Genomic DNA, 24,013 nt, shown 5'->3' on the forward strand with positions numbered 1-24,013 from the left:
CCAGCGGGAACAGCGCGAAGGTGGCGAGCTGCACCACCAGGTGCAGCTGCCAGCGGGTCGCGCTCTCCAGCAGCCGCCGGGTGGCGAGCGACACGCCATAGAGGAAGAAGATGACGCCGATGCCCCAGGTCGCCGCGCGGTCCGCGTGGAGAAAGCCCCCGGTCACCCCCGGCTGCGGCCAGACCAGGGCAAGCACAACAACCGCCACAAGGGCAGGAAGAAACGGGTCAATCTTGATGCGTCGGGGCATGGAGGAGGTCATGGGCTGGGGCAGACGGCTTATGGCTTGAGGAACTCGGGGTGAGATCCTCCCTCGGCGACGGCGAATTTCCGAAGGAACGCGTCGGCCTGTTTTTGGCTGCTCCGGCCGCCGGAAAGAGTCCGGAACCGGGCGGGCTTGCCGCCGATCTGTGCCTCGGCAGCGCCGGCAACTTGGTCCGCGTTTCACTTTCGGTCAACCATGCTGCGCTTGCACCGCAGGCAAAAGACCCGGCACCCCCCGTCCGTCCCCAGAAATGCAGCGAAAGTGCAAGCGGCCGGCACGCCCGAAGTCCGCGGGCCGGCCGCTCCATTGCGATGCGCGCCCAGCTGGCCCAAGCTTGGCCCCGCCACCGCAAGGGGAGCCGCGAGCCGGCTGAGGTCAGAATTGTGTCGGCCGCCGGGGCGGGTTATGAGTTAAAAAAACGCGCTTCGCCCAAACATCATGCACGATGATTTTGTAGGCGGAGCCACCAGAGCAGAGGGGTCAAGCGGCGGATGGACATCTTCCTCCAGCAGCTTATCAACGGATTGACCCTCGGGTCGATCTACGGCCTGATCGCCATCGGCTACACCATGGTGTTCGGCATCATCGGCATGGTGAACTTCGCGCACGGCGACGTGTTCATGGTGAGCGCCTTCATCGGCCTCATCTGTGTGCTGCTTCTGACGACGGTCATCGGCATCAGCTCCATTTTCCTCATCCTGGCCATCACGCTCGTTGTGGCCATGGTGTTCACCGGGCTGGTGAGCTGGGCCATCGAGCGGGTGGCCTATCGCCCCCTGCGCGGCTCGTTCCGCCTGGCGCCCATGATCTCCGCCATCGGCATGTCCATCTTCCTGTCGAACTTCGTGCAGGTGGCCCAGGGCCCGCGCAACAAGCCGCTGCCGCCCATGGTGCCCGACGTGATCGTGCTGATGGAGCGCAACGGCTATCAGGTCACCCTCGCCTACAAGCAGATCATCATCATGGCGGTCACCGCCGGGCTGCTGTTCGGCTTCTGGTGGCTGGTGCAGAAGACGCCCCTCGGCCGCGCCCAGCGCGCCTGCGAGCAGGACCGCAAGATGGCCGCCCTGCTCGGCATCAATGTGGACCGCACCATTTCCCTCACCTTCGTCATCGGCGCCGCCCTCGCCGCCGTCGCGGGGGTGATGTACCTGATGTATTACGGCGTCGTGAATTTCGCGGACGGCTTCGTGCCGGGGGTGAAGGCGTTCACCGCCGCCGTGCTGGGCGGCATCGGCTCGCTGCCCGGAGCGGTGCTCGGCGGCCTGCTGATCGGTCTCATCGAAACCTTCTGGTCCGCCTATTTTTCAATTGAATACAAGGATGTGGCGGCTTTCTCCATCCTCGTCGTCGTGCTCATCTTCATGCCCCAGGGCCTGCTCGGCCGGCCTGAAGTGGAGAAGGTGTGATGGCGGACCACCGTTCCGACCTGTGGGAGCGTGAGGACACGCCTCCCGAGGGCGCGCCGGCGCCCCAGCCGGCGCCGCCCGCCCCGCCGGCCGAGGCCGTGCTGCTGCCGGCGCTCAAGGACGCGGTGCTCACCGGCATCATCACCGGCCTGCTGCTGTTGCCCCTGGTGGGCTTCCGCGCCACGGAGTCGGGCTCCGGGCCGCTCACCCTCACCTACCGGTTCGGGCTGGTGTCCGTGTTCGCCGGGCTGGTGATGGTTCTGCGGCTGGTGCTGAACCTCACGGTGTGGCGTCCCGGCCGGCCACCGCGGGCGAAATCGGCCGCGCTGGCCGGCGTCTCACAGCGCATCGCGCCGGCGCTGAAGCCTGCCTTCTTCGCGTTTGCGCTGCTCTATCCCTTTATTGCTATTGTCTTTTCCGGCAGCCTCTCGCTCAGCCGCTATTGGGTGGATCTCGGCATCTACATTCTCACTTACGTGATGCTGGGGTGGGGCCTGAATATCGTGGTCGGCCTCGCGGGGCTGCTCGATCTCGGCTATGTCGCCTTCTATGCGGTGGGCGCCTACACCTTTGCCCTGCTCTCCAGCAGCGTGCCGCTGAATGCCTTCTTCGACGCCCATGTGGCGGAGGGCTTCTGGGCGTCGTGGTCGTTCTGGGTGTGCCTGCCGGTGGCGGGCCTGCTCGCCGGGCTCTGGGGCATCATCCTGGGCTTTCCGGTGCTGCGGCTGCGCGGCGACTATCTCGCCATTGTCACGCTGGCCTTCGGCGAGATCATCCGCCTTGTGCTCATCAACTGGGTGTCGCTCACCAATGGTGGGGCTGGCATTTCCTCCATTCCGCCCATCACCTTCTTCGGCGTGCCGTTCAATAGCGGTGATGATGGTTTCGCGGCCATTTTCGGCCTCGACTACAATTCCATGCACCGGATGATCTTCCTGTATTTCGTCATCCTGGGGCTGGCCGCGCTGACGGCGCTCGCCACCATCCGCCTGCGCAGCATGCCGGTGGGCCGGGCCTGGGAGGCGCTGCGCGAGGATGAGATCGCCTGCCGCTCGCTGGGCATCAACACCACGCTCACCAAGCTTACCGCCTTCGCCACCGGCGCCATGTTCGGCGGGTTCGCGGGGGCGTTCTTCGCGGTGCGGGTGCGGTTTGTCTCGCCCGAGAGCTTCACCTTCATGGAATCGGCGGTGATCCTGGCCATCGTGGTGCTGGGCGGCATGGGCTCGCAGATCGGGGTGGCCTCCGCCGCCATCCTGCTCATCGGCGGCATGGAGCTCTTGCGCAACCTCTCCTTCCTGAAGGCGGACTTCCTGTTCGGCTCGGATTTCGACCCCTCGCTCTATCGCATGCTCATTTTCGGCTTCGCCATGGTGGCGGTGATGGTATGGCGCCCGCGCGGGCTGGTCGCCAATCGCATGCCCACCATATTCCTGAAGGAGCGCAAGGCCGTGTCCGGCGCCCTGGTGAAGGAGGGCCACGGCTGATGGCTGAAGCCGCCTCTCCCTCCCCCGCGCCGAAAAGCTGGGATCTCAACCCGCTGCTGAAGGTGGACCACCTCTCCATGCGCTTCGGCGGCCTGGTGGCGGTGGGCGACGTTTCGTTCCGCGCCGGCCGCGGCGAGGTCACGGCGGTGATCGGCCCCAACGGCGCCGGCAAGACCACCGTCTTCAACTGCATCACCGGCTTCTACAAGCCCTCCACCGGGCGGCTGGCCCTGATGCAGGGCTGCCCCGCCACCGATGCGGAGCTGGACGCGCTCACCTGCGGCGGCCTCGCCTCTGCCCGCACCGCGGCGGGCACCACCTATCTCCTGGAGCGCCTGGCCGATCACAAGGTCTCCTCCCGCGCCAAGGTGGCCCGCACCTTCCAGAACATCCGCCTGTTCGCGGGCATGACGGTGCTGGAAAACCTGCTGGTGGCGCAGCACATGTCGCTGACCCAGGCCGGCCTCATCAACCCCGCCGCGCTGCTGAACCTGCCCTCCTGGCGGCGCCAGCAGAAGCAGGCGGTGGACCACGCCCTGTACTGGCTCGACAAGATCGCGCTGACCGCCCGCGCCGACGATCCGGCTGGCGACCTGCCCTATGGCGACCAGCGGCGGCTGGAGATCGCCCGCGCCATGTGCACGCGCCCCGCGCTGCTGTGCCTGGACGAACCCGCCGCCGGCCTCAATCCCCGCGAATCCCTGGAGCTCAACACCCTGCTCCTCGCCATCCGCGCCGAGCACGAGACCTCCATCCTGCTCATCGAGCACGATATGAGCGTGGTCATGGGCATTTCCGACCACGTGGTGGTGCTGGAATATGGCCGCAAGATCGCCGACGGCACGCCGCAGGAGGTGCGCAACGATCCCAAGGTGATCGCCTCCTATCTGGGCGTGGAGGATGAGGAAGAGGTGGAAGCCGTGGCGGGAGTTCACGCATGACTGCAGCCACCGCCACCCCCCTGCTCTCGGTGCGGGGCGTGAAGACCTATTATGGCAACATCATCGCCCTGAAGGGCGTCGACGTGGATATCAAGGAGGGTGAGATCGTCACCCTCATCGGCGCCAACGGGGCCGGCAAATCCACGCTGATGATGACCATCTGCGGCTCGCCCCAGGCCCGCGAGGGGCGGGTGACCTTCGCGGGGCGCGACATCACGCGCCTGCCCACCCATGACATCATGCGCCTGCGCATCGCCCAGTCGCCCGAAGGCCGGCGCATCTTCCCGCGCATGACCGTCTACGAGAACCTGCAGATGGGCGCCGCAATGGAGGGCGGCACCCATTTCGCGGAGGATCTCGAACGCATGTTCGAGCTTTTCCCCCGCCTGAAAGAGCGCATCGGCCAGCGCGGTGGCACCCTTTCCGGCGGCGAGCAGCAGATGCTCGCCATCGCCCGCGCGCTCATGAGCCGGCCGCGCCTGCTGCTGCTGGACGAGCCCTCTTTGGGCCTCGCGCCCCTGGTGGTGCGGCAGATCTTCGATGCCATCCGCATGCTGAACGAGACCGAGGGGCTCACCGTGTTCCTGGTGGAACAGAACGCCTACCACGCCCTGAAGCTGGCCCATCGCGGCTATGTGATGGTCAACGGCCTCATCACCATGAGCGGCACCGGCGCCGATCTTCTGGCCCGCCCGGAAGTGCGCGCCGCCTACCTTGAAGGGGGGCATTGAGATGGCGTCGGACCCCGGCCGCTCGTCCTCGCCATGGCTCATCGGCCCCATCATCGTGCTGGTGGGACTGGCCCTCGCCATCATCGCCTGGCCCGACGCGGTCATGGGCACCTCGCTCGGCGATTTCGTCCTGGTCTCGCTCGCCATGGGCGGCGGGGCCGCCTGGCTCACCGGCAAGGCGGTGGCGCGGGGCTGGGGCTCCCCGGCGCAGCTCGTCCTTTATTGCGCATTGCTCGCGGTGGCGGTGCGCTTCTGCCACTTCGCCCTGTTCAACGACGAGTTGCTGGAGCCGCTGACCTCGCTGGCCGAGTTCCTGTTCCTGCTGGCGGTGGCGGTGCTGGGGTTCCGTCACGTGCGCAAATGGCAGATGAGCGTGCAGTACGGCTGGATGTTCACCCCCGCCGGCCCCTTCAGCTGGCGACGCCAGGACAGCGTCGAGGAGCCGTAAGGCCCCATCGACAGGCCCATCAATTGCGGCACAATGCGCCGCGCCATTTCCTGCCCGGCCGCGCCGAATCGCGGGGCGGGCACACGAGGGGAGAGATGAGATGAGGAAACTCTTGTTGGCGTCGCTTGCGCTCGGCGCCAGCCTCGCCTTCGCGGCCGGGGCCCAGGCTCAGGTGAAGATGGGCGTGGGCGGCCCCATGACCGGCGGCGCCGCGGCCTTCGGCGCCCAGCTCAAGACCGGCGCCGAGCAGGCGGTGGCCGACATCAATGCACAGGGCGGCATTCTCGGCCAGAAGATCGAGCTTTCCGTGGGCGATGACGCGGGCAAGCCCGAGCAGGGCAAGTCCGCCGCCAACAAGTTCATTTCCGACGGCGTGAAGTATGTGGTCGGCCACTTCAACTCGGGCGTCTCCATCCCGGCGTCGACCGACTATGAAGAAGCCGGTGTGCTGCAGATCAGCCCCGCATCCACCAACCCCACCTTCACCGAACGCAAGATGTGGAACACGTTCCGCACCTGCGGCCGCGACGACCAGCAAGGTTCGGTGGCCGGCGAATACATCGTCAAGAACTTCAAGGGCAAGAAGGTCGCCATCGTTCACGACAAGACGCCCTACGGCAAGGGCCTCGCGGACGAGACCCAAAAGGCCATGAACAAGGGCGGCATGAAGGAAGTCCTCTATGAGGGCATCAATCCCGGCGAAAAGGACTATTCGGCCCTCGTTTCCAAGCTGAAGGCCAATGGCATCGACCTCGTCTATTTCGGCGGCCTGCACCCGGAAGCCGGCCTCATCGTGCGCCAGATGCGCGACCAGGGCATGAACACCGTGCTGTTCGGCGGCGACGGCATCGCCGACAAAGAATACTGGACCATCGCCGGCCCCGGCGCCGCTGGCACGCTGATGACCTTCGGCCCCGATCCGCGCAACAACCCGGCCGCCAAGGATATCGTCGCCGCCTTCCAGGCCAAGGGCGTCGATCCTGAAGGCTATGTGCTCTATTCCTACGCCGCCGTTCAGGTGATCAAGCAGGCGGCTGAGGCGGCGAAATCCCTCGACCCGAAGAAGATCGCGGCGGAAATCCATTCTGGCAAGGTGTTCAACACCGTGCTCGGCCCGCTCTCCTTCGACAAGAAGGGCGACATCACCAAGATCGACTACGTGGTCTATGAGTGGAAGGACGGCGCCTACAAGCAGCTCTGAGCTGAGCGCAGCGCCGAAGAAACGAAGCCCGCGCCTTGTGCGCGGGCTTTTTCATGGGGCAAGGCCCGCCTCGCGGCTCCGCGGCAAACGCCCTCCGCAGCTTAGGCGGAAGGGTTGGGAGGAGCTGGCCGGCGAGCGGCAACCGCGCGGCACCCTCTCAGCCGATGGTGGACAGCGCCGGAAAGGTCTCGATCAGCCAGTAGCTGGCATGGGCGATCCAGCCGGACATGAAGGCGATGCCGGTGAGCACCAGGAGCGCGCCCATCACCTTTTCCATCACCGGCAGCAGCTTGCGCACATGCACGAGGCTCGCCAGGAACGGGCGCACCGCCACCGCCGCCAGCAGGAACGGAACGCCGAGGCCCAGCGAATATGTGGCGAGCAGCAGCGCCCCCTTGGAAACCGCGCCCTCCGAGCCCGCCACCGCCAGGATGGCCCCCAGCACCGGGCCGAGGCACGGCGTCCAGCCAAACGCGAACGCAAGCCCCATGACGAATGCGCCCCACAGGCCGGTGGGCTCGTTCACATGCGGCCGCGCCGTGCGATGCAGGAGCTGGATGCGAAACACGCCAAGGAAGTTCAGCCCCATCACCAGAATGGCGAAGCCGGCGATGATGGACAGCACGTCCAGGTGGGCGCGCAGAAGGTCGCCGATGGCGGAGGCGCCCGCCCCCAGGAGCACGAACACCAGCGAGAAGCCGGAGACGAACAGCGCGGCCCCGAAGATGGCGCGCCGCCCCACCTCCTTCACCGGCTCATCGCCGGCCAGTTCCTCCAGGGTGCTGCCGCCCAGAAAGCACAGATAGGGCGGCACCAGCGGCAGCACGCAGGGGGACACGAAGCTTACGAGGCCAGCCAGGAAGGCGGCGGGAAGGGTGACGTCGGCCATGGAACCTTGACGGCAATCGTTCAAATCCGCCCCCCTCATGGGCCGTGCGGGCGCCGCCGGCAAGCCGCACTTCGCCGCGCTCCCCGGCTTGTGAGCGCCGCACGAGCCCAGTGCGCCCGCCCCAGGCCGTTTCCGCTGGCGCCAAGGCGCTCTACAAGGAGAGGCCAGCGGGAGGACACCATGCGCAATCTCATCACCGACGTTCCGGGCCTGAAGGTGGGACATGCGGACGACGCGCGTCGTGGCACCGGCGTCACCGTGGTGCTGTGCGATGAGCCCACCGTTGCCGCAGTGGATGTGCGCGGCGGCGGCCCCGGCACCCGCGAGAGCGACGCGCTCGGCCCCACCGCCACCGTGCAGGCGGTGGACGCGGTGGTGCTCTCCGGCGGCTCCGCCTTCGGGCTGGACGCGGCGGGCGGGGTGATGGCGGAGCTGGCGGCGCAGGGACGCGGCTTCGCGGTGGGAACGGCGCGAGTGCCCATCGTGCCCTCGGCCGTGCTGTTCGATCTGCTGAACGGCGGCGATAAGGCATGGGGCGCCGAGCCGCCTTATGGGCACCTCGGGCGGGCGGCGCTGAAGGCGGCGGCGCTCGACTTTGCTCTGGGCAGCGTCGGAGCCGGCCTGGGCGCTACCACCGCCACGGTGAAGGGCGGGCTCGGCTCCGCGTCCGCGGTCCTGCCTTCTGGCCATGTGGTCGGGGCGGTGGTGGCCGTGAACGCGGTGGGCAATCCGCTGTTCGGCACCGGCCCCCATTTCCGCGCGGCGCCTTATGAGCGCGCTGCGGAATTCGGCGGGCTGGGCCTGCCAGCCACGGTTCCCGACGAGGCCTCCGCCCCCGCCCTCAAGGGCCATGTGGCGCGCATGGCCACCACCCTGGCCGTCGTGGCGTGCGACGCCGTCCTGACGCCCGCCCAGACGCAACGCCTGGCCGTGATGGCGCAGGATGGGCTCGCTTTGTCGCTGTTTCCGATCCACACGCCGCTGGATGGCGACAGCGTGTTCGCCCTCGCCACCGGCCGCCGCCCCCTGGCCGAGCCCCTCCCCGATTTGGCGCGCATCGGCGCCTGCGCGGCGAGCGTGCTCGCCCGGGCGGTGGCGCGCGCGGTGTTCAGTGCCAAGGCCCTGCCCTTTCCAGGCGCGCAGCCCAGCTGGCGCGACCTGTTCGGCGCCCCTGCCACGCCGCTCCAGCCCTGAGAACCCGCCCGCACCGGCAAGGCCTGAACCAGGGGCAGGCGCCGTATTCCCCGCCGCGCGAGAGAGCGAACCACCCCCATGTTTCATCGAATCGGCCCGATGCTCTAAACCTCCAACCCTTGATGTGCTCTCCTCATCCGAGCGGCCGCGCAGTACCCGGAGCGCGCCGATGGACCTGCCGACGGACCTGCCGAAGGACCTGACATGACCGAACCGCGTTCCGCCGTGCCGCTTTCCACGCCCCCGAAGGCCCCCCGGCCCCGCCGCCGAGCCACGGAACGGGAGACGCCCCGGTTGGGCGGAGCCCTCATGGTGCTGTTCTGGTGCGCCTGCGGTATCACCGCCCTGCCCCTGGCGGCACTGTTTTCCCTGGTGGCGGCCACCGGCGTTTCGGGCGCGAGCTGGGCTTTGAGCGAGGCATACGCCAGTTCTACCATCCAGGCCCAGCTGCTACGGCTTAGCCTGTGGCCGCAGCTGGTGCTGTTCGCCTGGGGCGTCAGCTTCATCGTTCTCACGGTGATGAAGTCGCGCCATGCGCTCATGGTGTCGCCGGCCCTGCTGGCGGCCTGGGTGCTGGTTTCGGCCTACAGCCAGTTCGCCATCCGATCCGCTATCACGCCCGATGGCGCGACGATGGCGGATTTCGCCGCCCTCGCGCCCGGCATCCTGGCGCAGGTGGTGGGTGCTGCCGCGCTATTCGGCTACTTCCGGGAAGGCACGCGGCCACGGGAATATTACGTCAGGGGCTAGAGCATTTCCGAGCGAGGCCGAAGCCGGTTCGCTCGGAAACAGCGGGGCGGCGCGCCGCTACAGGAAGCGGCGTGCCGAGAAGGGCTTGGGATCGGTGAAAGGCTTCTGCCCGGTCATCATCTGCGCAAGCAGCAGGCCGGTGACGGGGCCGAGCGTGAGCCCCCAATGGCCGTGGCCAAGCGCCAGATGCAGGCCGCCAAGGCCCGGCGCCGGGCCGATGATGGGCTTTGAGTCCGGCAGCGCCGGGCGCCGGCCGAGCCATGGCTCGCTCTCGCGCACCGCGCCCAGGGGCAGCAGCTCGCGGGCCAGGGGAATGTCGCGTGCCACCTGCACCGGTGTCGCCGCCGCATCGCGGGCGGCGAGCTCGACGCCCGTGGTCAGGCGAATGCCGTAACGCGTGCTTTGCAGCGCATAGCCGCCCGCCACGTCGACGATGGCGCGCCCGAGGCGCATGCCCCCTTCAGGCGCAAGATGCACATGGTAGCCGCGCTTCGACACCAGCGGGACCTTCACGCCCAGAGGCTCCAGCACATCGAGGCTCCAGGGCCCCAAGGCCACCACCGCCTCTTCGGCATCCACCGGGCCCTCAGCGGTTTCCGCCCGCCAATAGGCGCCGGCGCGGCGCAGGCTGCGGGCATCGCCGTGCAGGAACAGGCCGCCGCGCGCTTCGAACAGGGCCGCATAGGCCTTCACCAGCCCACCGGGGTCCGAGCAATTGTCGCAGTCGTGCCAGTGGATGGCCTTAACGAAATGAGGCTTCAGGGCCGGCTCGAGCGCCTGCGCGCCGCTCACGTCGAGCACCGTGTAAGCCACCTTGAGCTCATCGGCCAAGGCGCGCTCGGCGGCGGTGGCCTCGAAGGCGGCCTGGTCGCGGTAGAGCTTCAGCCAGCCGGTGGGGGTCAGCAGCCCCATGGCGCCGGCCGGCTCGGCGAGGGCATGGTGCTCGGCGCGGGCGCGGTTCAGCAGCGGGCGCAGGTCACGCGCGGTGGCGGCGAGCCCCTGCGGCGAGGAATGCTGGAGATAGGCCCACAGCCAGGGGGCGAGCGCCGGCAGGTCGGAAAGGTGGTAATTGCTCTCGGGCGCCTGCTTCAAGGCGTGGCGCAGCAGCGTGACGGGATCCTGCGGGAAGCCCACAGGGAAAAGGGCGCTGCCCTCGATGACCCCGGCATTGCCGAACGAGGTGCCATCCCCCGGCGCCGCGCGATCCATGAGCACCACGGACAGCCCCTGCGCCTTGAGGTGCAGCGCCACGCAGACCCCGACGATTCCCGCCCCCAGAACGACCACATCACAACGCGCCATGACACTGAGTCTCCCCGTGGGATGCTCGATCTTAGGCGCGAGCGATGACACGAGCACGCCCATCCTGGGGCGGCAAGGAGGCGAGCGACAGAGCCCGAGCTCTCACGCCCTGCGGCGCGACCATGCCACCGCCCCGGCGACCGCCAGCAGGGTCGCCGCAAGGCCGTACCAGGTCAGCGCATATTCCAGGTGGCGGTTGGGAAAGGCGAGGCGGGTGGTGCCGGCCAAAGGCAGGCCCCCGGGCACCGGGCCCGGGTCGAGGTCGATGATGAAGGGCGCTGCCCCGTGAAGCCCACGCGCCAGGGCGATGCTCGCCGGATCGCGACGGTAGAAGGCACCGTGGGCGGCATCGTTGCGGGGCACGAACCAGCTTGCATCCTCCGGCAGGCGCAACAGGCCGGTGATCTCCACCTCCCCCGTCACCTGCCCCGCCGCGCGGCCCTGCGGATCGCGCCGATCCTCCGGCACGAAGCCGCGATTGACCAGGATGGGCGGTTCCCCCACCCGCATCAAAGGCGTGACGACGAACGCGCCGGGGCCGTAAGGCGGCCCCTCCTGCGTTCCGCGCACGGTGTAGACGAGCGTTTCGCGCACATGGTCGAACACGCCGCGCACCCGGACATGGAGATATTCATCGGCCTCCCGTGTCAGCAGAGGCCAGCGCGCGGGCGACGGGACCTCCTGCGGGGTCGCATGGGCGCGGGCGACGGCGACGGCCACCAGATGTTCCTTCCACCCCAGGCGCTGGAGCTGCCAGGTGCCGAGCCCCGCCAGCACCACCACTCCGACAGCCACCGCCAGGAGCGCGGCGATGGAGAAAGCGGGGCGCAGGCGTTGACCCGCCGGCCGCGGCGGGGCGGCGGGCGGCGCGGCGAGATGGATCCTGATCCGCCCTTTCGCCATCATCACGGGGGTGCTCTCCGGTCGAGCCGCCCCTCCTGGGCGCGGTGACGATATTGAAGCGCCACCATCACCCCCTTGAGCGGCCGCAGCAGGCCGAGCGTGACCACCAGGATGGCCGGGATCCACAAGGCGGCGTGCACCCAGAGCGGCGGCTCGTAGACCGCCTCCACCCACAGCGCCAGCGCCACCACCACGCATCCGCCGATGAGGATGACGAACACCGCCGGCCCGTCCCCGGAATCGGCGAAGGCATAATCAAGCCCGCAGACCTCACAGCGCGGCGCGAGGCTCAGGAACCCCTTGAACAGGTGCCCCCGCCCGCAGCGCGGGCAGCGCCCCGCCACGCCGGCGGCAAATGCGGGGGCGCCTTCATGATGCGGGGCAGAGGGCATGTTCCGGCTCCCTCAATGGGTGGAACCACCAATGGAACCCCACACATAGATGAAGGCGAACAGGAACACCCACACCACGTCCACGAAGTGCCAATACCAAGCGCCGGCCTCGAAGCCGAAATGACGCTCGGGCGTGAAATCCCCCTGATAGGCGCGCACCAGGCACACCGCGAGGAACGCCGTGCCCACGATCACATGGAAGCCATGGAAGCCCGTGGCCATGAAGAAAGTGGAGCCATAGATGTTGCCGGCGAAGGCGAAATGGGCGTGAGCGTATTCATAGGCCTGGAGCGAGGTGAACAGCAGGCCAAGCCCCACCGTGCTCCACAGCCCCCATTTCAGCCCGTCGCGATCATTCTCGATGAGGGCATGGTGGGCCCAGGTGAGGGTGGTGGCGGAGGTGAGCAGGATCAGCGTGTTGAGCAGCGGCAGGTGCCATGGGTCCAGGGTCTCGATGCCCTGTGGCGGCCACACCCCGCCGAGCACCTCGGTGCGCTGGAAGGTGATGGCATCCCCCGGGAACAAAGACGAGTTAAAGAAGGCCCAGAACCACGCCACGAAGAACATTACCTCCGAGGCGATGAACAGGATCATGCCGTAGCGCAGGCCCAGCACCACCACCTGGGTGTGAAAGCCCTGGTGCCCCTCGCGGATCACGTCCCGCCACCAGCCCGCCATGGTGAAGACGATGCCGAGCGCCCCCAGCGTCATGTAGAGCGCCGTGCCGCCGTGCATCCACAGCACCGCGCCCGCCGTCATCACCAGCGCGGAGGCCGAGCCGACAATGGGCCAGGGGCTGGGATTGACCACATGATAATCATGCCCCCTGGTGTGAGCCTGAAGGGGTGTGTGAGCCTCCACATCCGTATGGGCCATGGCGAACGGCCTCCCTTGCCTTCCATGCCTCGTTTGCAGCGCCCGGAACTGGCGGGCGCCCTGTTTCAGCCCGGCGGCGCGCTCGCCGCCCGCGCGGTGCCCTCCCGCGCCGCGGAGGCGCCGCGCCCCTCTCCCGCCGCCGCCCGCGTGCGCGCGGGGAAGAAGGTGTAGGACAGGGTGATGGCGGGCAGGCTCCGCAGATCGGGATCATCGAGAATGGCCGGATCCACATAGAAGGCGACCGGCAGGTCCGCCTTCTCATGGGGGCCCAGATGCTGTTCCTCGAAGCAGAAGCACTGCATCTTCACGAAATAGGCGCCGGCCTGGGGCGGCGACACATTGTAGGTGGCATTGGCCGCCGTCTCGGTGGCGGAGCTGTTGCGGGCGCCGTAATAGGCAAGGCTCGGGGCGCCGATGCGCACCACCATTTCCCGTTCCTGCGGCGCAAAGCTCCAGGGCAGGCCCGCGGCCACATTGGCATCGAAGCGGATGGCGATCTGCCGGTCCTGCGCCCGCTCCGGCGCGCGGGCCGCAACGCGGGTGCTGCCGCCGAAACCGGTGAGGGTGCAGAAGGCGGCATAAAGCGGCACCGAGGCATAGGTGACCCCGACCATGACGCCCACGAACGCCGCGAGCGCAACCGCCACTATCCGTCCCCTGCCCTGCCTCCTCATCGCCCTTCTCCTTCCACCGGCGCTAGAGCGGCCGGTCCAGCACGCCGGGGCCGAGCTTGACGATGGTGACCGCATAGAAAAGCAGCGCCAATGCCGCCAGGACCAGCGCGATGGCGATGCTGCGGGCCCGGCGGCTGCGGCTCTGCTCGGGTGTCAGCACCACGCCGTCCTCGGGGCCCTGCTGACGCGGCAGGTGGATCACCGGCGCGCTGCGCACGGTGGCATTCGCGGAGACCGGCGGCCGGCGACGGCGGCCATGCTCGCCGCCAGCGTCGACACCCGGCTTGAAGGTCCTGCTGCTCGTCACCACGGGCGTGCCTCCACGAGATGCGCCGCCAGCGCTTCCCCCAGGAGGGTCGCGAACAGCGCAAAGAGATAGAGAATGGAAAAACCGAACAGGCCGCGTGCCGCCTTCACCGCGGCTTCCCCCTGCCGGGTTCGGAAGACCCGCACCGCGAGGCGCACCATCATCGCCCCCGCCAGCACCGCCACCAAGCCATAGACCGGCCCGGCGAAGCCCAGCAGCGCGGGGCTCGCGGCCACCGGCGCCAGCACCAGGGCATAAAGCAGGATCTGGAGCCGGGTCTGGTCCGCTCCCGCCACCACCGGCAACATGGGCACGCCGGCGCGGGCATAGTCATCGGCCCGGAACAGGGCGAGAGCCCAGAAGTGGGGCGGCGTCCAGAAGAAGATGATGGCCACCATCAGCACCGGTTCCAGCGACACCGTGCCGGCGGCGGCCGCCCAGGCGACCAGCGGCGGCAGCGCGCCGGCGAGGCCGCCGATGACGATGTTCTGCGGCGTCGTCCGCTTCAGCCACATGGTGTAGACGCCGACATAGAAGGCGATGGTGAAGGCCAGCAGCGCCGCCGCCAGCACGTTCACCAGCAGCCCCAGCACCACCACCGAGAAGGCTGAGAGCGTGAGGCCGAAAGCCAGCGCCTCTCGTGGGGAAACGCGCCCGGCGGGGATGGGGCGGCCCCGGGTCCGGCTCATGACCGCATCGATGTCCGCATCCCACCACATGTTGAGCGCGCCGGCCGCGCCCGCGCCCACGGCGATGCACAGGAGGGCAGTGAAGCCCAGGAGTGGATGCAGATCGCCCGGCGCGCGCAGCAGCCCGGCCAGGGCGGTGAACACCACCAGCGACATCACGCGCGGCTTCAGCAGCGCAATATAATCCCGCGGTGTCGCCAGCCCTTCCGCCAGCTCCGCGCCCGCCTGCGGGGCGGATGGTCCGATGCCGATACCCACATCGCTCATGACGAAACCCCTCACGACACGCGTTCAGGCTTGCGGGCTTGTCGGGAGGCGGCGGCGTCTGCCCTCGCCGCCGCCCCCCTTCGCCATCCTCAGCGAATCCGCGGCAGCACCTCGAAGGGGTGGAACGGCGGCGGCGAGGACAAGGTCCATTCCAGCGTGGTGGCGCCCTCTCCCCACGGATTGTCGCCCGCCCTCTCCTTGCGCAGGAAGGCGAGCGTGGTGCCCGTGAGGAAAATGAGCACGGCGACCCCCGAGATGTAGGAGCCCACGGAGGAAACGAAATTCCAGGGCGCGAACGCATCCGGATAGTCCGCATAGCGGCGCGGCATGCCGGCAAGGCCCAGGAAGTGCTGCGGAAAGAAGACGAGGTTCACACCGATGAAGGTGACCCAGAAGTGCAGCTTGCCCCAGAATTCAGGGATCATGTAGCCGAACATCTTCGGGAACCAGTAATACCAGCCCGCGAAGATGGCGAACACCGCACCCAGCGACAGCACATAGTGGAAATGCGCCACCACATAATAGGTGTCGTGCAAGGACCGGTCGATGCCGGCATTGGACAGCACCACGCCCGTGACGCCGCCCACGGTGAAGAGGAAGATGAAGCCGATGGCCCACAGCATGGGCGTGCGGAACTGGATGGAACCGCCCCACATCGTCGCGATCCAGGAGAAGATCTTCACCCCCGTCGGCACCGCGATAATCATGGTGGCGGCCACGAAATAGGACTGCGTGCCGGCCGAAAGGCCCACCGTATACATGTGGTGCGCCCACACCACGAAGCCGACGAGGCCGATGGCCACCATCGCATAGGCCATGCCCAGATAGCCGAACACGGGCTTGCGGGCGAAGGTCGCCACCACATGGGAGATGATGCCGAAGCCCGGCAGGATCAGGATGTAGACTTCCGGATGGCCGAAGAACCAGAACAAATGCTGGAACAGGATGGGGTCGCCCCCGCCCGCCGGATCGAAGAAGGTGGTGCCGAAGTTGCGGTCCGTCAGCAGCATGGTGATGGCGCCCGCCAGCACCGGCAGCGACAGCAGCAGCAGGAAGCCGGTGACCAGCTGCGACCACACGAACAGCGGCATCTTGTGCAGCGTCATGCCCGGCGCGCGCATGTTGAAAATGGTGGTGATGAGGTTGATGGCCCCGAGCAGGGACGACACGCCCGCCAGGTGCAGCGCGAAGATGAGCAGGTCCATGGCCGGGCCCGGATGGCCAAGCTTGGAGGACAAGGGCGGATAGATGGTCCACCCGCCGCCGAAGCCGTTGGCCCCCGGCGCGCCTTCCACGAACAATGACGCGCCGGCCAGGATGAAGGCGGGCGGCAGCAGCCAGAAGGCGATGTTGTTGATGCGCGGAAACGCCGTATCCGGCGCGCCGATCATCAGTGGCACGAAGTAATTGCCATAGCCGCCGATGAGCGCAGGCATCACCATGAAGAAGATCATGATGAGCCCGTGCGCCGTTGTGAAGACGTTGAACACCTGCGGATCGGAAAAGATCTGCATACCCGGCTGCTGCAGCTCCAGGCGAATGCCGATGGACAGGGCTCCACCTGTAATCCCCGCCACGATGGCGAAGATCAGGTACATCAGGCCGATGTCCTTATGGTTGGTGGAGAACAGCCAGCGCCGCCACCCGGTGGGGATGGGCGCGTGACCGGCATCCGACAGCGCATAACTGGCCATGCCATGTCCTTCCCTGGTGCGTTTCTTCCCCAGGGTCCGCCCAGTGAACTGCCATCACCAGCGACCCTCGCCTTTTATTTTCAGTGCCGCAGGCAAAACCTGCGGAAGCCCTGCGGGGCACCCTGAAGTCCGAGGCTGCCAGGGCCCCCGGGGTTCTGCGCCCCGGTGGTGCCCCGGCCCCTCTGTCCCCCTCGGCCCCGCCGGTCACCGCGGATGCGGATGCGACGGGTCGAAGGTGAAATCCAAATGCCGGCCCGCCGCGCCAAACGCCTCAGCGCGCCTCAGCCAACCGCCCGCGCGCGTCGTCCGAAGAGGCGAACTTGCCCTTGGCGCTCGCCACCCAGGCCTGGAAATCCTTTTCGCTCAGAGCCCGCACGGCGATGGGCATGAAAGCGTGATCGCGCCCGCACAGCTCCGAGCACTGGCCGTAATAGACGCCCTCCTTGGTCACCTTGAACCAGGTCTCGTTCAGGCGGCCCGGAAGGGCGTCGATCTTGATGCCGAACGAGGGCACGGCGAAGGAGTGGATCACGTCCGCCGCCGTCACCTGCATGCGGATCACCTTATTCACGGGGACCACCAGCTCGTTGTCCACGGTGAGAAGGCGCGGCTGGCCCGCCTTGAGGTCCGCGTCCTGCACCAGCAGGGAGTCGAAGGCGAAGCCGCCATGGTCCGGATATTCATAGGACCAGTACCACTGGTGCCCCACGGCCTTCAGCGTCAGGTCCGCGGTGGGTACCCGCAACTCCAGGTGGAGCAGGCGGAAGGAAGGAATCGCGATGGCCACCAGGATCATCACCGGCACCACCGTCCACATAACCTCGATGAGGGTGTTGTGACTGGTGCGGGAAGGCACCGGATTGGCCTTCTCGTTGAAGCGCACAACCACAATGGCCAGCAGCACCAGCACGAACAGCACGATGGAAGTGATGATGACCAGCAGGAAGCTGTTGAAAGAGCGGATGCTCTCCATCACCGGCGTGGCTGCGCCCTGCAGGTTCATCTGCCATGGAGAAGGTTGGCCGGTGCCCGCATGGGCAGCCGGAGCGAGAAACAGCGCCGCGGAGAAACTCGACGCGACGCAAGCGGCAATGCCCCTGCGCGACATCTCTTGTTCGCCTCTTCCCTGCCTCGGCTATGAGCTGCCGATGTGCGTGCCTGATATGCCCGCCTGGGGCGGACGGCCCGGCTTTCGCCGCATTTGCCGGCTTTTGCGCCGGTTATGCTCAGGCTGCCATCATCACGTATTTTCGGCAAACACATTCGATTGTGCTTTGCAATGCGACATGGCAACTTTTTGATGCGACACAGTAGCGCCTACGCTGCAAACGCACCCTTTGAGCAAGGCAGCCTTTCGTGCGCACTGCATTTATCGCAGCGGATCATGGAATTGCGAGGTTCCGCTTGGCCTGCCTGAAGGCGCGTCGCCCGGGCGACGCGGGGACGAAGCGAGACAATTTACCGCAGCCCATCCCGCGGAAATTCGTTCAGTGTGCGCCGCAGCAACGCCGATACGGGCCTTTCCGGGGTTCCACCTGAGCGCATGGCGCGACCCGACGCGGAATCGCCCCATTGTTGACAGGAACGCCTGAGCATTAAGGCAATCGTTGCGAAATGCCGCTATTCGAGATGGAGCTCGGCCCGTGGTCGAGGCGCCCGCAGCTTCCGGAGTCGTGTTGATGGTCGTGTCGTCCCGTGGTCTCCCCCTTTTCCCGGCCTCGCGCGGCGTGGCTTTGCGCGGCGGAGCCGGGTGGTGGGCCCGCGCCTTTTCCGCTCTCGGCGACCTCAAGGGACTGCTGCTGGTCGCGACCCTCGCCGTCGCCGCCCTCGGTTCCTCCAGCCCCGCCGCAGCCCAGGGCGTGGTGAAGTCGGTGCACGGGGAATGGCAGATCCGCTGCGACACCCCGCCCGGTGCCCAGGGTGAGCAGTGCGTGCTGCTGCAATCGGTGCAGGCGGAGGACCGGCCCAATGTGGGCCTGACCGTCATCGTGCTGAAGACCGCCGACCAGAAGAGCCGCCTGCTGCGCGTACTCGCCCCCCTCGGCGTGCTGCTGCCGGCCGGCCTCGGCCTCAAGATCGACGACCAGGACGTGGGCCGGGCCGGCTTCGTGCGCTGCCTGCCCAACGGCTGCGTGGCCGAGGTGGTGATGGACGACAACCTCATCTCCCGCCTGAAGAGCGGCAAGCAGGCCACCTTCATCATCTTTCAGACCCCTGAGGAAGGCATCGGCGTGCCGCTGAGCCTGGAGGGCTTCGGCCCGGGCCTGGACGCGCTGAAGTGAGCGGCTCGGCGGCACGCGCCGCGCGCGGCGTGACATGCTTGCCGCAGCGTTCAAGTTTCTGAGCGTCACCCCCGACATTGCCCCATCGGCGGCACGGTTTGGTCACGCTTTGATGTGCTCTTAGGGTTCGCGCGGGCGCTGGTGCCTCGAGCATCGGCCGCGCCTCCCATCTGCCCGCAGCCCGGCCTGCGGCCTTGCGGATCGGCCCTGCGGGCCGGCGCGCGTGGGATGATTCGAAGGTGAACGACGGGCACCCGCCACGCGCGGGGGCAGGCAAGCGCGGGCGGCAGGGGAGATTTGGGGATGCACGGCGAGGATCACGCGCTGTTCGTCGCGGCGCTGGCGCTTTTGACAGCCGCGGTGATCTCCGTTCCCCTCGCCAAGCGGCTCGGCTTCTCCCCCATCGTCGGCTACCTGCTGGTCGGCATCGCCATCGGCCCCGTGGGCTTCAACGTGGCCGACCCCTCGCTCGTGTCCACGGTGGCCGAGCTCGGCGTGGTGATGCTGCTGTTCCTGATCGGGCTGGAGCTCAAGCCCTCGCGGCTGCTGTCCATGGGCCGCTACATTTTCGGCCTGGGAGCGGCGCAGCTGCTGCTGAGCGGGCTGGCCTTCGCCCTGCTGGCTTTCTTCGTGTTCGGTTTCGGCCTCGCGGCGGCCATCGTCAGCGGCATGGCGCTTTCGGTGTCCGGCACCGCCATCGCCCTCCAGCTTCTCAACGAGCGGGAGGACCTAGCCACGCCCTATGGCCAGCGGACCTTCTCCATTCTTCTGTTCCAGGACATCGCGGTGGTGCCGCTGCTGGCGCTGGTGCCGCTGCTGGCGCCGGGGGAAAGCAAGCTCGCCCGCGACCCGATCACGGCCATGCTCAATGCAGGCACGGCCATCGTCGCCATCGCCTTCATCGTGGTGGCGGGGCGCTACCTGCTCAACCCCCTGTTCCGGGTGCTGGCCCGCTCCGGCGCGCGCGAGGCCATGACGGCAGCGGCCCTGCTGGTGGTGCTGGGCGCGGCCGGCCTGATGGAAGCGGCCGGCATGTCCATGGCGCTGGGGGCCTTCCTGGCCGGCCTGCTGCTGTCCGAATCCACCTTCCGCCATGAGCTGGAAGCCAATGTGGACGCCTTTCGCGGCCTGCTGCTCGCCATGTTCTTCATGAGCGTGGGCATGTCGCTGAACGTGGCCGTGGTGGTGGACCATATCGGCCCCCTGCTCATCGGTACGGTCCTGGTGTCGCTCACGAAGGGCGTGGTGGTCTATTCGGTCTTCCGCAACGACAATATCCCCCCGCAGCAATCGGCCCTGGCCGCAGTGGTGCTGCTGCCAGCGGGCGAATTCGCGTTCGTGCTGTTCCCGCTCGGCCTCAGCACCGGGATCCTGAAGCCGGACCAGGCGGATTTGCTGATCGCCATGGCTGCGCTCACCATGATTGTCGGCCCCCTGCTGTTCGCCGCCATGGGGCTCGTCCTCCCGCGCATCTCGCGGGCCGCGCCGGAGCCGCAGGCCGATGATTTTTCCGATGCCGACGGCACGGTGCTGGTGATCGGCTTCGGCCGGTTCGGGCAGATCGTGTCCCAATGCCTGCTGGCGGAAGGCGTGGGCGTCACCATCATCGACAACGATGTGGAGATGATCCAGAGCGCCGGCCGGTTCGGCGTCCACATCTATTATGGCGACGGCACCCGGCTGGAGGTGCTGCGCGCCGCGGGGGCGGAAACCTGCAAGGTCATCTGCGTGTGCGTGGATGACAAGGAAGACGCCAACCGCATCGTGGAGGTGGTGAAGGCCGCCATTCCCGGCGCCAAGCTGTTCGTGCGCAGCTATGACCGCATCCACTCCATGGAGCTGATGCGGCTGGGTGTGGATTTCGAGATTCGCGAGACGCTGGAATCGGCGCTCGGCTTCGGCGGCCGCACCCTTCGGGCCCTGGGTGTGAGCGCGGAGGGCGCCAACGCGCGGGTGGCGGACGTGCGCGCACGTGACCGCAGCCGGCTTGAGCGCCAGCTCGAGGAAGGCATCTTCGCGGCGCCCGAGCTGGTGCGCGGGCGCAAGGTGGAGCCCGAACCGCTCCACACCCCGGAGAAGCCCGCCCGCCCGCTCAATCCCGAGGCTCAGGACATCCTGAGCCATGAGACCGAGTTCTCCGGCTAGGGCAACCTTCCACAACCCTTCGTGATTTTGACGCCGCCATGGCGTAAGCTGTCGTCGACAGCCGCCTGACGGCATGCTCCACCGAGAGCGACCTCCATCCGCTGCGGCATCAGCCTTCCGGAGCGGTTGCCAAAAATGCCTGCGCATCCCATGCGGGTGCGGAACAACAAGAACCGCGGTTCGCGGACGAGGAAACGGACCGGAACCGGCGGGGCGCCATCTCAGCCTCCAGGCGGCAACCGGCGGAGGAGGTTGGATGGATCAGTTCGTGGAGCTGCTGCGCGCCGCTCAAGGGGGACAGGGGATGGAGAATCTTGCACGGGCCTATGGCCTGTCCGCTCAGCAGACCAAGGCTGTGGCCGACGCCATGATGCCCGCCTTCGCCGATGGCTTCCGCCATGTCGTCCAGTCGCCCGAGGCCATGGCATCCCTGATGGCGCTGATGCTCAGCGGTCCTTACGGCTCGTTCTACGGCCAGCCGGGCGGCTACGGCGCCTATGCCCAGCCCAGCCCGCCGCCGCCGCCCCCCTCGCAGCCGGACATCAACCAGGCCGGCGCCGATGCCCTCAATGCGGTGTTCGGCTCCAATGAGGTGAGCCGGGCGGTCGCCAACCAGGTGGCGGCCTCCACCGGGCTCGGCATCGCCATGGTGCGGCAGATGATGCCCACCTTCGCCAGCCTGTTCGTGGGGGGGCTCGCCAAGTCGCTCGCCGCCTCCGGCGCGCTGCAGACCATGACCGCCGCCCTGCTCAGCCGCATGCCCCTCGGCCTGCCGGAAACGCGGCCTGCCCCCATTTCCTCGGGCAATCCCTGGATTGACGCGTTCCTGGCCTTCTCGGCCACCACCGCCAGCAGCCCCAACTATTCCACCGGCAATCCGTGGGCGGATTCGTTCGCTCGGGCGATGTTCCAGCGCCCCCCCCAGCCGCAGCAGCGGGCCAACCCCGCCAATGCTTGGCAGGACGTGGTGAACGCCATGGCGAGCACCCTGGCCCAGGCGGGTGCCCCCGCACCGAGCCCGGCGGCTCCCCCGCCGCCGCCACCGCCGGTGCCGCCGCAGAGCGCCCAGGCCGATGCGATGGCGAACCCGTTGCAGCCCTTCCAGGAATTCTTCGCGAAGCTGTTCGCCCAGGGCTTTCCGCCGAACGTGCCGGGCGTTGACCGTCAGCCTTACACGGTGCCCGAATTCTGGCTGGACGTGCTGAACCGCTCGCGGCCGACGACGCCGGAAGCGGAAATCCTGCCGCCGGACAAGCCGCGCCTCGTGCAGAAGGGCGGCGACGGCAAATAAGCGACGCGGGGCGCCACTCCCGACGAGGCGGGGCGCCTTCGCCCCGCGCTTCCCGCATCAGGGGACGAGGCGGGCCATGATCGGAGAATCCAAAGCCCGCGAGGCGCACTCGCGGGCTTTTCCTTGCCGCCCCTTGCGCGGGCCACCGGGTGACGCCCGCGGCACTGCCCGCACGACCAAAAAAAGACCCGCGCCGGTTGCGGTCGGCGCGGGTCCAGCATCGGCGGGCTCCGAGGGGTGGACCCGCCGAGATCTCGGTCAAAGCGTTTTCGAGCGCGGTGACAACCGGTTTGCTCGAAGGAAGCGCATGGAAACAAAAGGATAGGCCGTTTTCGGGATTTCCATTAAAGCCCCGGACGTTCTGGCGTCGGCTCTCAGCCGCGCGCGGCCCTGGACGCGCGGTCGCGCTGGTCCAGGCACCGGGCGGCGCGCCGCTCGGTGGCACGCAGCACCAGGAGGCGGGTGGGGTCCGCCCCAAGGGGCTCGGACACCGCATCGCACACATCAGCGCGCGTGATGCCCATGTCCTTGAGCATGTGATCGTCGAGAGCAGCCAGGCGGGCCATGACGCGACGGTGTTCGAGCACGCGCCCCGCGGCCTTGAGCCAGGACATCGCACGGGTGTTGGCGCGGGTGATACCAGCCATCGCCGCCAGAACCACGCAGGCGACCACCGCGCCCACCGGAGCCATCACCATTCTACGGGTTTCACCGTGCATGCTCATCGCCATCTCCATCACTGCGACACGGGATGCCGCTCTCCTCTGCTGAGCTGAATGTCGTGTCTTCCGAACGGCTGCGGGACCGGTCTTTTCCGGCGCCCTGCCGCGGAAGCGCGGCCCCTTGTGCCTCCTGCGCATGAATCACGCTAGCGAATGTTATTCATCTCACATATCATTTTGCGTGATGGATAAGCCGAGGCCGCGAGAGCTCCGCGCGCCCGTGGGAGACGCCATGACCGCCTTGCTCGATCCCGACCAGTTGCGCACCTTCGTCGCCATCGCCGAAACCGGCAGCTTCACCCGCGCGGCGGATGTGGTGCACAAGACCCAGTCGGCGGTTTCCATGCAGATGAAGCGGCTGGAAGATCGCGTGGGGCGCCCCCTGTTCGCCCGCGACGGCCGCGCCTCGCGCCTGACGGAGGATGGGGACCGGCTGCTGGATTTCGCCCGCCGCATCGTGCGGCTGAACATGGAGGCGGTGTCCAGCTTCGCCGACATCGAACTTTCGGGGCGGGTGTGCCTGGGCGTGCCGGACGATTATGCCGACCGCTACCTGCCGGACATCATGGCCCGCTTCTCACGCACCCATCCTTCGGTGGAACTGACGGTGATCTGCGAGCCGACCGCCGAGCTGGTGCAGCGCATCGCCGCCGGAACCATCGACCTTGCCATCATCACCGCCACCGAGATCACCTCGCGCAATGCCCAGGTGATCCGGCGCGAGCGGCTCATGTGGGTGTCGTCGGCGCGCCATGCGGTGCATCAGGAACCGGTGGTGCCGCTGGCGCTCGGCCGGCCCACCTGCCAGTGGCGGGATATTGCTGTCGCGCGCCTCGCCACCGCGGGGCGTGGCCATCGCATTCTCTATTCCAGCCCCAATAGCGGCGCGGTGGCGGCGGCTGTGCTTTCGGGGCTCGCGGTGTCGGTGTTTCCCGAATCGGGGTTGCGGCCGGGCATGCGGGTGCTGGGCGCCTCCGATGGCTTTCCGCCCCTCCCGCCCTGCGATATCGGCCTCTTGCGCAACCGCCACGAGCCCTCGCCCCTGGCCGAGGCCCTGGCCCAGCACGTCATCCAGGGGCTCGACAACCTCACGGAACAGGAAGCGGCGCAGTAGCGCGCCTCCGGCAGCAGTGGGCCCTTGCCTGATGGGCGAA

Annotated in this window: 25 protein-coding genes; 13 read left to right on the forward strand and 12 right to left on the reverse strand. The window is 67.9% G+C overall.

Annotation, left to right across the window (positions count from 1 at the left end):
• The coding region (locus L0966_RS13375; protein WP_234052444.1) for a bile acid:sodium symporter at positions 1-250 on the reverse strand (250 nt) is incomplete at its 3' end.
• 50 nt (positions 251-300) lie between these two features.
• Here L0966_RS13375 and L0966_RS13380 point away from each other — a divergent pair.
• From L0966_RS13380 to L0966_RS13410, 7 genes are all read left to right on the forward strand, one after another.
• The gene (locus L0966_RS13380; RefSeq protein ID WP_234052445.1) at positions 301-714 is read left to right on the forward strand and encodes a hypothetical protein; all 414 of its coding nucleotides are present in this window, start codon (positions 301-303) and stop codon (positions 712-714) included.
• Between the two features lie 42 nt (positions 715-756).
• Positions 757-1,674 carry a branched-chain amino acid ABC transporter permease LivH gene (locus tag L0966_RS13385; protein ID WP_234052446.1) on the forward strand — a complete coding sequence of 306 codons (918 nt, stop codon included), beginning with the start codon at positions 757-759 and terminating at the stop codon, positions 1,672-1,674.
• Entirely contained in the window at positions 1,674-3,161 is a 1,488-nt protein-coding gene (gene livM / locus L0966_RS13390) for a high-affinity branched-chain amino acid ABC transporter permease LivM (RefSeq protein ID WP_234052447.1), read from the forward strand. Before L0966_RS13385 ends, livM begins: the two co-directional genes overlap by 1 nt.
• Positions 3,161-4,102 carry an ABC transporter ATP-binding protein gene (locus L0966_RS13395; protein ID WP_234052448.1) on the forward strand — a complete coding sequence of 314 codons (942 nt, stop codon included), beginning with the start codon at positions 3,161-3,163 and terminating at the stop codon, positions 4,100-4,102. The genes livM and L0966_RS13395 overlap by 1 nt, the downstream gene beginning before the upstream one ends.
• A complete protein-coding gene (locus L0966_RS13400) occupies positions 4,099-4,833 on the forward strand; it encodes an ABC transporter ATP-binding protein (protein ID WP_234052449.1) in 735 nt (244 codons plus the stop codon). Before L0966_RS13395 ends, L0966_RS13400 begins: the two co-directional genes overlap by 4 nt.
• Before the next feature lies 1 nt (position 4,834).
• Positions 4,835-5,281 (forward strand): DUF6867 family protein, encoded by a 447-nt coding sequence (locus tag L0966_RS13405; protein WP_234052450.1) that lies wholly within the window; start codon positions 4,835-4,837, stop codon positions 5,279-5,281.
• Between the two features lie 100 nt (positions 5,282-5,381).
• Positions 5,382-6,482, forward strand: coding sequence for a branched-chain amino acid ABC transporter substrate-binding protein (locus L0966_RS13410; protein ID WP_234052451.1), 1,101 nt, complete (start codon positions 5,382-5,384; stop codon positions 6,480-6,482).
• A gap of 157 nt (positions 6,483-6,639) precedes the next feature.
• On the opposite strand, the gene L0966_RS13415 is transcribed toward L0966_RS13410, so the two are convergent.
• The gene (locus tag L0966_RS13415; protein ID WP_234052452.1) at positions 6,640-7,371 is read right to left on the reverse strand and encodes a cytochrome c biogenesis CcdA family protein; all 732 of its coding nucleotides are present in this window, start codon (positions 7,369-7,371) and stop codon (positions 6,640-6,642) included.
• Between the two features lie 180 nt (positions 7,372-7,551).
• Here L0966_RS13415 and L0966_RS13420 point away from each other — a divergent pair, with 180 nt between their 5' ends.
• Positions 7,552-8,565 (forward strand): P1 family peptidase, encoded by a 1,014-nt coding sequence (locus tag L0966_RS13420; protein ID WP_234052453.1) that lies wholly within the window; start codon positions 7,552-7,554, stop codon positions 8,563-8,565.
• 204 nt (positions 8,566-8,769) lie between these two features.
• Positions 8,770-9,315 carry a hypothetical protein gene (locus tag L0966_RS13425; RefSeq protein ID WP_234052454.1) on the forward strand — a complete coding sequence of 182 codons (546 nt, stop codon included), beginning with the start codon at positions 8,770-8,772 and terminating at the stop codon, positions 9,313-9,315.
• Positions 9,316-9,372: 57 nt separating this feature from the next.
• Here L0966_RS13425 and L0966_RS13430 read toward each other — a convergent pair whose 3' ends face one another.
• The 9 genes from L0966_RS13430 to coxB all read right to left on the reverse strand — a co-directional run bounded on the left by L0966_RS13430 (position 9,373) and on the right by coxB (position 17,527).
• Positions 9,373-10,617 carry an FAD-binding oxidoreductase gene (locus tag L0966_RS13430; RefSeq protein WP_234052455.1) on the reverse strand — a complete coding sequence of 415 codons (1,245 nt, stop codon included), beginning with the start codon at positions 10,615-10,617 and terminating at the stop codon, positions 9,373-9,375.
• Between the two features lie 102 nt (positions 10,618-10,719).
• Positions 10,720-11,523, reverse strand: coding sequence for an SURF1 family protein (locus L0966_RS13435; RefSeq protein WP_234052644.1), 804 nt, complete (start codon positions 11,521-11,523; stop codon positions 10,720-10,722).
• Positions 11,523-11,912: a DUF983 domain-containing protein gene (locus tag L0966_RS13440; protein WP_234052456.1), complete on the reverse strand. Its 390-nt coding sequence runs from the start codon at positions 11,910-11,912 to the stop codon at positions 11,523-11,525. The genes L0966_RS13435 and L0966_RS13440 overlap by 1 nt, the downstream gene beginning before the upstream one ends.
• 12 nt (positions 11,913-11,924) lie before the next feature.
• Positions 11,925-12,788 (reverse strand): cytochrome c oxidase subunit 3, encoded by an 864-nt coding sequence (locus L0966_RS13445; RefSeq protein ID WP_234052457.1) that lies wholly within the window; start codon positions 12,786-12,788, stop codon positions 11,925-11,927.
• Positions 12,789-12,853: 65 nt separating this feature from the next.
• Positions 12,854-13,537, reverse strand: a complete 684-nt coding sequence (locus L0966_RS13450) for a cytochrome c oxidase assembly protein (RefSeq protein WP_255688108.1) — start codon at positions 13,535-13,537, stop codon at positions 12,854-12,856.
• Complete coding sequence (locus tag L0966_RS22550; RefSeq protein WP_370640750.1) at positions 13,485-13,664, reverse strand: hypothetical protein; 180 nt, start codon at positions 13,662-13,664, stop codon at positions 13,485-13,487. Before L0966_RS22550 ends, L0966_RS13450 begins: the two co-directional genes overlap by 53 nt.
• A gap of 101 nt (positions 13,665-13,765) precedes the next feature.
• Positions 13,766-14,725: a heme o synthase gene (locus L0966_RS13460; RefSeq protein WP_234052459.1), complete on the reverse strand. Its 960-nt coding sequence runs from the start codon at positions 14,723-14,725 to the stop codon at positions 13,766-13,768.
• A gap of 89 nt (positions 14,726-14,814) precedes the next feature.
• Complete coding sequence (gene ctaD / locus L0966_RS13465; RefSeq protein ID WP_234052460.1) at positions 14,815-16,419, reverse strand: cytochrome c oxidase subunit I; 1,605 nt, start codon at positions 16,417-16,419, stop codon at positions 14,815-14,817.
• A 271-nt stretch (positions 16,420-16,690) separates the two neighbouring features.
• Positions 16,691-17,527 carry a cytochrome c oxidase subunit II gene (gene coxB / locus L0966_RS13470; RefSeq protein ID WP_234052461.1) on the reverse strand — a complete coding sequence of 279 codons (837 nt, stop codon included), beginning with the start codon at positions 17,525-17,527 and terminating at the stop codon, positions 16,691-16,693.
• 571 nt (positions 17,528-18,098) lie between these two features.
• Between coxB and L0966_RS13475 the strand changes: the two genes are divergently transcribed.
• The 3 genes from L0966_RS13475 to L0966_RS13485 all read left to right on the forward strand — a co-directional run bounded on the left by L0966_RS13475 (position 18,099) and on the right by L0966_RS13485 (position 22,137).
• Positions 18,099-18,701, forward strand: a complete 603-nt coding sequence (locus L0966_RS13475) for an invasion associated locus B family protein (RefSeq protein ID WP_234052462.1) — start codon at positions 18,099-18,101, stop codon at positions 18,699-18,701.
• 303 nt (positions 18,702-19,004) lie between these two features.
• Positions 19,005-20,846, forward strand: coding sequence for a monovalent cation:proton antiporter-2 (CPA2) family protein (locus L0966_RS13480; protein WP_234052463.1), 1,842 nt, complete (start codon positions 19,005-19,007; stop codon positions 20,844-20,846).
• Between the two features lie 256 nt (positions 20,847-21,102).
• Positions 21,103-22,137, forward strand: a complete 1,035-nt coding sequence (locus L0966_RS13485) for a DUF937 domain-containing protein (RefSeq protein WP_234052464.1) — start codon at positions 21,103-21,105, stop codon at positions 22,135-22,137.
• Positions 22,138-22,511: 374 nt separating this feature from the next.
• On the opposite strand, the gene L0966_RS13490 is transcribed toward L0966_RS13485, so the two are convergent.
• Positions 22,512-22,862 carry a DUF1127 domain-containing protein gene (locus L0966_RS13490; protein WP_234052465.1) on the reverse strand — a complete coding sequence of 117 codons (351 nt, stop codon included), beginning with the start codon at positions 22,860-22,862 and terminating at the stop codon, positions 22,512-22,514.
• Positions 22,863-23,091: 229 nt separating this feature from the next.
• On the opposite strand from L0966_RS13490, the gene L0966_RS13495 reads away from it, so the two are divergent.
• Positions 23,092-23,973, forward strand: a complete 882-nt coding sequence (locus L0966_RS13495; protein ID WP_234052466.1) for a LysR substrate-binding domain-containing protein — start codon at positions 23,092-23,094, stop codon at positions 23,971-23,973.
• The last annotated feature ends 40 nt before the right edge of the window (positions 23,974-24,013 follow it).

It is taken from the genome of Xanthobacter sp. NM-59, assembly GCF_021401125.1.
GTDB lineage: Bacteria > Pseudomonadota > Alphaproteobacteria > Rhizobiales > Xanthobacteraceae > Xanthobacter.